This is a genomic window from Agromyces humi, assembly GCF_009720255.1.
Taxonomy (GTDB): Bacteria; Actinomycetota; Actinomycetes; order Actinomycetales; family Microbacteriaceae; genus Agromyces; species Agromyces humi.
Map to the genome: position 1 here is coordinate 1 of NZ_WJSP02000118.1, position 9,562 is coordinate 9,562.

Annotated in this window: 12 protein-coding genes; 5 read left to right on the forward strand and 7 right to left on the reverse strand. The window is 72.1% G+C overall.

Features of this window, described 5'->3' with window-relative positions; translation table 11 throughout:
• Nucleotides 1-224 (forward strand): hypothetical protein (locus GH736_RS11235; RefSeq protein ID WP_203230726.1); only part of this gene is annotated, 224 nt, incomplete at its 5' end.
• A gap of 18 nt (nt 225-242) precedes the next feature.
• Here the strand turns inward: GH736_RS11235 and GH736_RS11240 are convergent.
• From GH736_RS11240 to GH736_RS11260, 5 genes are all read right to left on the reverse strand, one after another.
• On the reverse strand, nt 243-800 hold the full coding sequence (locus GH736_RS11240; protein ID WP_159603241.1) for an MOSC domain-containing protein: 558 nt from the start codon (nt 798-800) through the stop codon (nt 243-245).
• Between the two features lie 14 nt (nt 801-814).
• Nucleotides 815-1,201, reverse strand: coding sequence for a cupin domain-containing protein (locus GH736_RS11245; RefSeq protein WP_159603243.1), 387 nt, complete (start codon nt 1,199-1,201; stop codon nt 815-817).
• A complete protein-coding gene (locus GH736_RS11250) occupies nt 1,198-2,646 on the reverse strand; it encodes an NAD(P)/FAD-dependent oxidoreductase (protein ID WP_159603245.1) in 1,449 nt (482 codons plus the stop codon). Before GH736_RS11250 ends, GH736_RS11245 begins: the two co-directional genes overlap by 4 nt.
• Nucleotides 2,647-2,858: 212 nt before the next feature.
• On the reverse strand, nt 2,859-4,346 hold the full coding sequence (locus tag GH736_RS11255) for a helix-turn-helix transcriptional regulator (protein ID WP_159603247.1): 1,488 nt from the start codon (nt 4,344-4,346) through the stop codon (nt 2,859-2,861).
• 168 nt (nt 4,347-4,514) lie between these two features.
• On the reverse strand, nt 4,515-5,468 hold the full coding sequence (locus GH736_RS11260; protein WP_159603249.1) for a TIGR03557 family F420-dependent LLM class oxidoreductase: 954 nt from the start codon (nt 5,466-5,468) through the stop codon (nt 4,515-4,517).
• A gap of 276 nt (nt 5,469-5,744) precedes the next feature.
• On the opposite strand from GH736_RS11260, the gene GH736_RS25515 reads away from it, so the two are divergent.
• The 3 genes from GH736_RS25515 to GH736_RS11275 are packed head-to-tail and all read left to right on the forward strand — an operon-like array spanning nt 5,745 to nt 7,680.
• A complete protein-coding gene (locus GH736_RS25515) occupies nt 5,745-6,635 on the forward strand; it encodes an ATP synthase subunit B family protein (protein ID WP_159603251.1) in 891 nt (296 codons plus the stop codon).
• Nucleotides 6,635-7,090: a phage holin family protein gene (locus GH736_RS11270; RefSeq protein ID WP_159603253.1), complete on the forward strand. Its 456-nt coding sequence runs from the start codon at nt 6,635-6,637 to the stop codon at nt 7,088-7,090. Before GH736_RS25515 ends, GH736_RS11270 begins: the two co-directional genes overlap by 1 nt.
• Nucleotides 7,087-7,680: a DUF3618 domain-containing protein gene (locus GH736_RS11275; protein WP_159603255.1), complete on the forward strand. Its 594-nt coding sequence runs from the start codon at nt 7,087-7,089 to the stop codon at nt 7,678-7,680. Before GH736_RS11270 ends, GH736_RS11275 begins: the two co-directional genes overlap by 4 nt.
• A 60-nt stretch (nt 7,681-7,740) precedes the next feature.
• Here the strand turns inward: GH736_RS11275 and GH736_RS11280 are convergent, their stop codons facing one another.
• Nucleotides 7,741-8,712: an aminoglycoside phosphotransferase family protein gene (locus GH736_RS11280; RefSeq protein ID WP_203230727.1), complete on the reverse strand. Its 972-nt coding sequence runs from the start codon at nt 8,710-8,712 to the stop codon at nt 7,741-7,743.
• Complete coding sequence (locus GH736_RS11285; RefSeq protein ID WP_328596835.1) at nt 8,709-9,095, reverse strand: winged helix-turn-helix transcriptional regulator; 387 nt, start codon at nt 9,093-9,095, stop codon at nt 8,709-8,711. Before GH736_RS11285 ends, GH736_RS11280 begins: the two co-directional genes overlap by 4 nt.
• A gap of 55 nt (nt 9,096-9,150) precedes the next feature.
• On the opposite strand from GH736_RS11285, the gene GH736_RS11290 reads away from it, so the two are divergent.
• Nucleotides 9,151-9,562: NAD(P)H-binding protein (locus GH736_RS11290; protein WP_159603257.1), on the forward strand; the 412-nt coding region annotated here is incomplete at its 3' end.

The window sequence follows — 9,562 nt, forward strand, 5'->3', positions numbered from 1 at the left end:
AGGCCGGCGCCGAGCTCGTGCTCGAGCCGGCGGAGTTCCGCGACCTCGTCGCCGGCGCCCTCGATCCCGCCGCGGTGCGGCTGGTGGCGGGCGAGTCCGAGGCGGTCGTGCGCTTCACCCGAACGTTCCGCATCGACCCGGTCGGCCCGGCACCGGATGCCTCGGCCGAGGCCGGGGCCGGGGACGCCGGCGCATCGGGCGCGCCAGCGGCATCCGTCGCCTGACGTCCCGAGCAGGCGCTGTCAGACCACCGGCAGCGGCTGGTGCGGAGCCTCGGGCAGGTCGACGAGGATCGCGTCGCCCGGTCGCACGACCCCGCCCTCGACGACGATCGCCATCACGCCCGCCCGGCGATGCGTACCGCCGGCACCGTCGCGCCGGATGAGGCGCTTCATCAGCCCGGCCTGGAAGCGCTCGATCTGCACGCAGGGATTGCGGAGCCCCGTGAGCTCGACCTCGGCCGAGTCGCCGAGCCGGATCCGCGTGCCGAGGGGAAGGGCCAGCAGGTCGACGCCCTCGGTGGTCACGTTCTCGCCGAGCTCGCCGGGCGCGACCTCGTGCCCCTCGACCGCGAGCTCGTCGAACACCTCCCGCTGGAGCAGGTGCACCTGGCGCACGTTCGCCTCGGTCCACGTGCCGCGGAATCGCGAGCGGCGGCGCACCGTCGCGCCCGCGTGAGCGTCGCCATCGATGCCGTGGCCCGCGATGAGCTCGATCTCGGCCCGCACCGGCTTCGAGAAGCGGTGGCCGTCGTCGCGCGCGACGGCGACGACGCGGGGTCGGTCCGGTGCGGAGGTCACCGGTCCAGTATCGGCTACGGCGAGACGTACACCTTGCGGAGCGTCTGCCGCACCGTCCAGATCGTGCGCATGCCCGACTCGAGGCGCACGACCGATCCGGGGGCGAGCACGATCGGCGAGGCGTGCGGATGCTCGAACTCCACGGTCGCGGCACCGGTGAGCACGACGAAGACCTCGTCGGCCTCCACGTCGCGCATCGCGCCGACGGTCATCTCCCACACGCCCACCGTTCGCTCGCCGTCGTCGTCGAGCACGAGGTGGCCCGTGGTCGGGCTGCCGGCGACGACCTGCTCGGCCTCGACCGGCAGGTGCTCGAGGGCGACGGATGCCGCATCCGCGATGGTGCCCGGATCGAGCCGCGGGCCCGCCGCCGCGCCCGATGCCCCCGAACCGGTGCTCATGAGTCGAACCCCAGGCCGAGTGCGTCGAGTGTCTTGAGCAGCATGTTGCGCTTCCCCTCGGTGTGATCGGCGCGGTCGAGCGACCAGCGCGTGGCGTTGATGCCGATGGCGGCCGCGGGCTCGGGCGGGAACGGCAACGGGCGCTCGCGCACCATCCGCAGCCGGGTGCGCTCGTTGTCGCGCTGCTCGAGGCGGTCGAGCATGACCTCCGCGGCGAACCGCGTGGCCGCGACGCCGAGCCCCGTGAAGCCGGCCGCGTACGCGACACGGTCGTCGCGTGCCGTGCCGAAGAACGCGCAGAACCGGGTGCTCGTGTCGATGGCGCCCGCCCATCGATGCGTGAACCGGAGGCCCTCGAGCTGGGGGAAGGTCGTGAAGAAGTGGGACGCGAGCCGCTCGAACGACTCGGGCCGGTGCTCGTACCGCGCGCGCACCCGACGCCCGTAGTGGTACACCGCGTCGTAGCCGCCGAAGAGCACGCGATTGTCGCGCGAGAGCCGGTAGTAGTGGAACTGGTTCGCGAGGTCGCCGAGGCCCTGCCGGTTCGACCAGCCGATCGACGCGAGCTGCTCGGCGGTGAGCGGCTCGGTCATGAGCGCGTAGTCGTAGACCGGCACGGTCATGAGCCGGTTGCGCTTGAGCAGGCTCGGGAACACGTTCGTGGCCAGCACCGCCCGCTGCGCAACGACCCAGCCGCCGTCGGTGACGAGGGTGACCGCGCCTGTCGACCCCGGCGTGTCGATGCGACGCACGGGGGAGTGCTCGAAGATCTCGACGCCCAGCTCCTCCGCCACGCGGGCGAGCTCCGCCGCGAGCTTCGCCGGGTGCAGGATGGCGCTGCCGCGAGTGTCCCACGCGGCCGCGAGGTAGGTGGGCGAGTCGACCTCGGCGCGCACGGCGGCCTCGTCGAGGAAGCGCACGCTCTCGTCGCCGCGGGCGGATGCCGCTGCCGCCTCCTCGCGCAGCCACTCCACCTGGTGCGGCTCGACCGCGAGCGAGAGGGCGCCGTTGCGCTCGAACTCGAAGTCCATGCCGAACTCCGACTCGGCCGCCCCGATGGCGTCGAGGTTCTCGAGACCGAGTCGTTCGAGGATCGGCATCTCCTCGGGCCAGCGTGACATCCCGTTCTCGCGGCCGTGGGTGAGGCTCGCCTCGCAGAATCCGCCGTTGCGTCCGGATGCCGCCCAGCCGATCGACTTCGCCTCGAGCAGCACGACGCGCGCCTCGGGGTTGCGTCGCTTCGCGAGCACGGCCGTCCAGAGCCCGGTGTACCCGCCGCCCACGATCGCGAGGGTGGCGACACGCTCGCCGGTGAGCCTGGGCCGTGGCCGTGTGGCCTCGGCGCTGAGGTCGTCGAGCCAGAACACGCGCTGCTCGGTCTCGGCGAGCGAGTGCTCGACGACGGATGCCGGCGGCCGGCGGCGTTCGAATACGGTCGTTCCCACGGCGATCACTCCAAGGCGGTCGGGGTTCCATCCTCCCGCGCGGCGACCGGCGGGCGCCAGCACCGTCGTGTCGCGACATCCGCTCGGCGCCGGACAGGCTGCCCGATGCGAGCTGTCACTTCCGGCGGAGATACGATCCGGCGCGCCGCCTCGAGCAGCGGGACTCCGGCGCGCCGGATCGTATATCCGCCGTTCGAGGCAGTCGGTCGCGGTCAGCCGCGCGGCGCGTGCGCCTCGAGGAACTGGTACACCTCGGTCTGGTCGACGCCGGGGAACGTGCCCGTGGGCAGCGCCGCGAGCAGCGACGTGGGCGTGCGCGCGGCCGGCCACGAGGCATCCGCCCACGTGTCGGCCAGGTCGCCCGGCGGGCGCCGGCAGCAGGACTCATCGGGACAGCGCGACACCGCACGATGAGGTGTCTCACGTCCGCGGAACCACTTCACGTGCTCGAAGGGCACCCCGACCGACACCGAGTACTCGCCCTCCTTCGCCTTCTCGATGCGCGAGGTGCACCAGAAGGTGCCCGACGACGTGTCGGTGTACTGGTACCAGGGGCTGAAGCGGTCGTCGACGTCGAAGACGGTGCGGGCCGTCCAGTTGCGGCACACCGTGGTGCCCTCGACGGCGCCGAGCGCATCGCTCGGGAACCGGACCCGGTCGTTCTCGTACGCCTTGATGATCGTGCCCGACTCGTGCACCTTCATGAAGTGCACCGGGATGTCGAGGCGCGCCGTCGCGAGGTTCGTGAACCGGTGCGCGGCGGTCTCGTAGGAGACGGCGAAGTGGTCGCGGAGCTCCTCCATCGAGATGCGGCGCAGGTTCTTCGCCTCGGTGAGGTAGCGCACCGCGGCCTGCTCGGGCAACAGGATCGCGGCCGTGAGGTAGTTGGTCTCGATGCGCTGGCGCAGGAAGTCGGCGTAGCCGCGCGGTTCGTCGTGGTCGAGCAGATGGCTGGCGAGCGCCTGCAGGATGGGGGAGCGGGAGTCGCGCGACGGCGACTGCTGCGTCGGCAGGTAGATGCGGCCGTTGCGCTTGTCGGTGACCGACCGGGTCGAATGCGGCAGGTCGCCCACGTAGTGCAGCGAGTAGCCGAGGTGGCTGGCCATGTCGGCGACGAGCTGGTGCGACACCGGGCCACCCGTGTGGCCGACGGCCTCGAGCAACTCGGCCGCCTTCGCCTCGAGCTCGGGGTAGAAGTTGTCGCGGGCGCGCATCTCGGCGCGGAGCTCGGCGTTCGCTCGCCGGGCTTCCTCGGGCGTGGCCGCCCGCTCCCGGTGCAGCCGGTCGATCTCGTGGTGCAGGGCGAGGATCGTCTGCAGGGTCTGGTCGCTCATGCCCTTCGCCACCCGGAACGGCGGCAGGCCCAGCGCCGCGAAGACCGGTCCGCGCTGGGCTCGCTCGACGGCGATCTCGAGCGCCGCCCGCTCCGATGGGGCGTCGGGCTTCAGCAGCTCATCGGCCGTGGTACCGAGCGCGAGCGCGATCGTGCGCAGCATCGACAGCCGCGGCTCGCGCTTGCCGTTCTCGATGGCCGACACCTGCGACGGTGCGCGGTCGATGGCGGCCGCCAGCCGGCCGAGCGTCATGCCGCGGGCGACGCGGCGTTCCCTGATGCGGCGCCCGAGGGTCAGCGCGTCGACCTCGTCGGCGTCGGCGTCGGCGGAGTCGACCTCTGCGGTGCTGCGATCGGCGGTGACCATGCCTTCGATGCTCACACGGGTGAGCGGATGCCGCAAACAGAACAACCGAGGAAGTTCTGCGTTCGAGCGCCTCCGGTGCCGATCTGAGCCCGCACGCGTCGTGCTCCGCGGGAGAGAAGCGCGGATCTTCCGTCGGGGCAGGCTCCGCGGAGTCAGGGTTTCAGAGCGTCACGACGTCAGGGCGGGCTTCAGCTCCTTGGCGAAGAAGTCCATGAACCCGTCGGGGTCGGGCCCGTTGTTCGCGAGCACGACGTGGTCGTACCCCACCTGCTCGTACTCGCGGATCGCCTCGAGGTGCTTCGCGGCATCCGGCCCGCACGGCATCGACGCCGCGACGTCCTCGGGCCTCACGACCTGCGACGCCGCCTCGAAGTTGGCCGGGTTGGGCAGCTCGCTCATCACCTTCCAGCCGGTCAGCGCCCAGCGGCTCGTCTCGAAGGCGGCCTGCACGGCCTCCTCCTCGGTCTCGGCCCACGCGAGGCCCACCTCGCCGTAGGTCGGACCGCTGCCGCCCGCACCGCGATAGGCGTCGAACAGCTCGGACTTCGGCTCGGTGCCGAACATGCCGTCGCCGAGCTCGGCGGCCAGCTCCGCGGCATCCGTGCCCCCGGCCGCCACCGCGATCACGGGCAGCTCGTCGGGCAGGTCGAACACACGCGCGTCCTCGAGGTCGAGGTACTCGCCGCGATACGACTGGTAGCCGCCCTGCCAGAGCAGCCGGATGATCTCGAGCGCCTCGCGGAGCATCGCCTGCCGGTCGGCGACCGCGGGGAATCCGCGCCCGACGACGTGCTCGTTCAGGCGCTCGCCCGAGCCGACTCCGAGCGTGAACCGGCCGTCGGAGACGAGCGACAGGGTCGCCGCGGCCTGCGCGATGATCGCGGGGTGGTACCTCACCGTCGGGCAGGTCACGCCGGTGGCCAGGCCGATCGTCTCGGTGCTCGCTGCGATGGCGCCGAGCACCGTCCAGGTGAACGGCGAATGCCCCTGCGACTCGAGCCATGGATGGTAGTGGTCGCTCATCTCGACGAAGTCGAATCCGGATGCCTCCGCCAGCTTCGCCTGGCGCACCAGCTCGTTCGGGCCGAACCCCTCGGCCGACAGCTTGTATCCGTACCGCATGCGTCTCCCCTCGACCTCGGCAGGCTACGTGACCGATGGGGCTCGGGGAATGCGGTTGCGCCCTTCGAGCGCGCGGGGCACAATGCGGCGCCCGGAGCGCGCGGCCGGCACGCGTCGGCAGCGGTCAGAAGGGGCCGGTACGGGCGCGCTCGCGTTATACGCCTCGCTTCGACGGGTCGCAAGGGCCTTCTGGCCCTCGAACCGCACACCTAGCGTTTCTGGGGATACGAACGGGGCCTGCCTGCGCAGGCCACCGAAATGGGAAGTGAGTTGACGATGACGAACAGCACGACACCTGGATACCCGAGTTCGAACGACGCGTCATTCGGTGCGAACGAAGCGGCACTCGGCGGCTCCACCACCACCGGCGTCCCCGGAACGACGGGCACCACCGGAACGACGGGCACCACCGGCACCACCGGCACGACCTACGAGTCGACCACGCCCGGCAAGCGCGACGAGGCCGCCAACCTCGCCAAGGAAGCCGGCGACGCCGGCAAGCGCGTTGCGGGGACGGCCAAGGAGGAGACCAAGGCGGTCGGATCGGAGGCGCGCTACCAGGCTCGCCGCCTCGCCGACCAGGTCGGCAGCGAGGTGCGCCAGCAGGCCGCCACGCAGCAGAGCCGTGCGGCACGAGGGCTCCGCAGCATCGGCGATGAGTTCTCCAGTATGGCCAACGGCACCGGAAGCGGTTCGGGCTTCGCGGCGGACATCGCCCGTCAGGCCGGCGACCGCGTGGGCGCCGCCGCCCAGTGGCTCGACGAGCGCGACCCGCGCGCCCTGCTGCAGGAGGTGAAGGGCTTCGCCCGACGTCGTCCCGGTGTCTTCATCGGCATCGCCGTCGGCGCCGGCGTGGTCGTCGGCCGCCTGGTGCGGGCGCTGGCCCAGCCGTCGGACGACGACGACTCCTCCAGCACCTCCGGCCGCTACGCCTACGGCAACGGTGACGGCGCGTCCGCGCGCATCGGCACCGGCAGTGCGTACGGCACCACCGCCACGGGTACGGGGTATGCGACCGGCACCACGGGTACCACCGGCACCACGGGTACCACCGGCACGACCGGCACGGGATACGGCGCCGGCACGGTCGGCGGCGCCGCCGCAGACCCGCTGGCCGGTGAGACCTGGGCGGAGGGCGACACCACGACCTCGAGGGACGGTCTCTGATGACGAACCTGAACCAGCCGCGCACCGGCTCGCATGCGGCATCCGACCTGCCGACGCCGTCGGAGCAGCAGGCCGCGACGACGTCACTGGGCGACCTGATGGCCGAGGTCAGCCGTGACATCTCGACGCTCATCCGGCAGGAGATGGCGCTCGCCAAGGCGGAGCTGAAGCAGACGGTGAAGCAGACCGGGAAGGGCGCGGGCCTCTTCGGCGGGGCCGGCGTCGCCGGATTCTTCACCCTGCTGTTCCTCTCGATCGCCCTCTGGTGGGCGCTCGGATACCTCATGGGGAACGCGTGGTCGGCGGTGATCGTGGCGGTCATCTGGGGGATCGTCGCCGCGGTGCTGTACTTCACGGGCAAGAAGGAGATCGAAGAGGTCGAGGGCATGCCCCAGACCGTCGACACGGTCAAGGAGATCCCCGAGACGCTGAAGAGGAATGAGGAGAACCGATGAGCAACCCCGATGTCGTCCGCTCGGACGACCCTGATGTGATCCGCGCCGACATCGAGCGCACGCAACGTGAACTCGGCCAGGACGTCGATGCACTCGCCGACAAGGTGAACCCGGCCAAGGCCGCCCAGCGCCAGACGGACAAGGTGAAGCGCGCCGCGTCGCGTCTCAAGGACCGCGTGATGGGCAGCGCCTCGGACGTCGGCGACTCGGCGCAGTCCGCCGTGGGCCACGCCGGCGAGGCCATCGCCGATGCGCCCCGCAGGGTCGCGTCCGCGACGCAGGGCAACCCCGTCGCCGTCGGCCTCATCGCCTTCGGCGTCGGCCTCCTCGCCGCGTCGCTCATTCCGGCGTCGCGTGTCGAGCAGGACGCGGCCGAGAAGGTGAAGGACGCCGCGGCGCCGCTCGTCGACGAGGCGAAGGACGTCGCCAAGGAGTCGGCCGAGCACCTCAAGGAGCCCGCGCGCGAGGCCGCCGAGGCGGTCAAGGACCGCGCACAGGAGGGCGTCGAGAACGTCAAGGCCGAGGGCCAGGACGCGGCGTCCCAGGTGCAGGCCGATGCGAAGCACGCGGCCGACCGCCAGACGAGCTGAGGCCACCCACCGGCCATCCGAACGGATGCCCCGTCCGCCGCTCCCCCCGAGCGAACCCCCCTAGAGCGGACGGGGCATCGTCCTGCCCGCACGGCGCTCCGCCACCAGTTCGGCGATGACGTGCCGGGCGTTCGCGGCGAGCGGGGGATTGCGCGTCGCGTAGTAGGGCAGCTGCGCCAGCGCCTGCAGGAGCACCCACCCGCGGGCGCGGGCCCAGGTTGCGTCGTCGGCCTCCACGGCCCGTCGGAAGGCGTCCCGGGCCGCCGACGGCAGCAGGTTCCACGCGGCGCGGAGGTCGCTGGCCGGGTCGCCGAGTCCCATCGAGCTGAAGTCGAGCACTCCGACGAGGCGGCCGCGGCGCTGGTCGCCTGGCTCCACTGGTGCGCCGCCCCCACCGCCGCCGCCGACCAGCAGGTTGCCGGGCGAGAGGTCGCCGTGGATCCAGACCAGGCGGTCAGCGCGGGGCGCGGCCATCGCCTCCTCCCAGATGTCGGTCACGTCGTCGCCGACCGGGCGCAGCTCGTGCTCGAGGAGTGCGAGGTTCGTGCGCACGAGCTCGTCCTCCTCGTGCAGCGGCCGGGGCCACGCCGTCGTCGGCGCGCCGGCCGGGTCGAGTGCGCGCATGGCGACGATGAAGCGGCCGAGGTCGGTGGCGAGTGCGTCGGCACCGGATGCCGCAGCCGCGACGGGATGGACGCCGTCGATCCACCGGCAGACCGTCCACGACCAGGGGTACCCCTCGCCGGGGGCGCCGAGCGCGAGGGGCACGGGCGCGGCGAACGGCAGCGCGGGGGCGATCCGGGGCAACCACGCGAACTCCCGCTCGAGCGGGGCGACCGCCCAGTGGATTCGGGGCATCCGCACCGAGAGTCCGGGGCCGAGCCGGTACATCGCGTTGTCGGTGCCCGTCGACGGCACGGGCTCGACGGGCAGGTGCGCCCAATCGGGGAACTGCGCGGCGACGAGCGCGGCCGCGAGCGCGGCATCCGTCCGCACCTCGTCATCGTGCATGCGCCCGCTCGCGCCGGTCATGCGCGCACGAGGTGGCGCTCCCGGGAGGCGAGCACCTCGGGCACGTGCGTCTCCGCCCACGCGCGCATGCCGGCGAGCGGCACGAGCAACGAGGCGCCCAGCGGAGTGAGCCGGTACTCGACCCGGGGTGGCGACTCCGCATAGGCCTGCCGTGCGATGAGTCCGTCGGCCTCGAGCGCGCGCAGCGTCTCGGTGAGCACCTTCGATGTCACCACGCCGACGCGCGCCTTCAGCGCCGTGAACCGCAGCGGCCCGTCGTCGAGGGCGAGGATCACGAACATCGACCAGCGCTCGCCGATGCGCTGCATGACCACGCGACTGGGGCAGTCGGGGCGCAGCACGTCATTGGCGACGGCGTCGTCGATTGCGTCGGATTGCGTCACGGCTCCACCTCGGTTCCGTTGAAGTAACCGGTATCAAATCCATACTATTGCGGTCATGCGAATTCTCCTGACCGGGGCAACCGGATACATCGGATCGGCCGTGCTCGACGTGCTCGTCGAGGCGGGACACGAGGTCAGCGCCGTGGTGCGCACCGAACGGGCGGCCCGCGACGTCGCCGGACGAGGCGCCACCGCCCTGCAGGGCGACGTGACGGCCGTCGACTGGTTCGCCGCGAGGCTCGCCGAGGCGGATGCCGCGATCCACTCGGCCGCACCCGACGACGGTGCCCCAGCGTTCAACGATGCCGTCATCGACGCGGCCATCCGGGCCTACGGCAACGACGGCCGTCGCTTCGTGCTGACGAGCGGCATCTGGGAGTTCGGCGCCGGCGCCGACCTCGCCGACGATGCGGTGGTCGACCCGCCGGAACTCGTCGCCTGGCGGGTGCCGCGCGAGGAGCGATTGC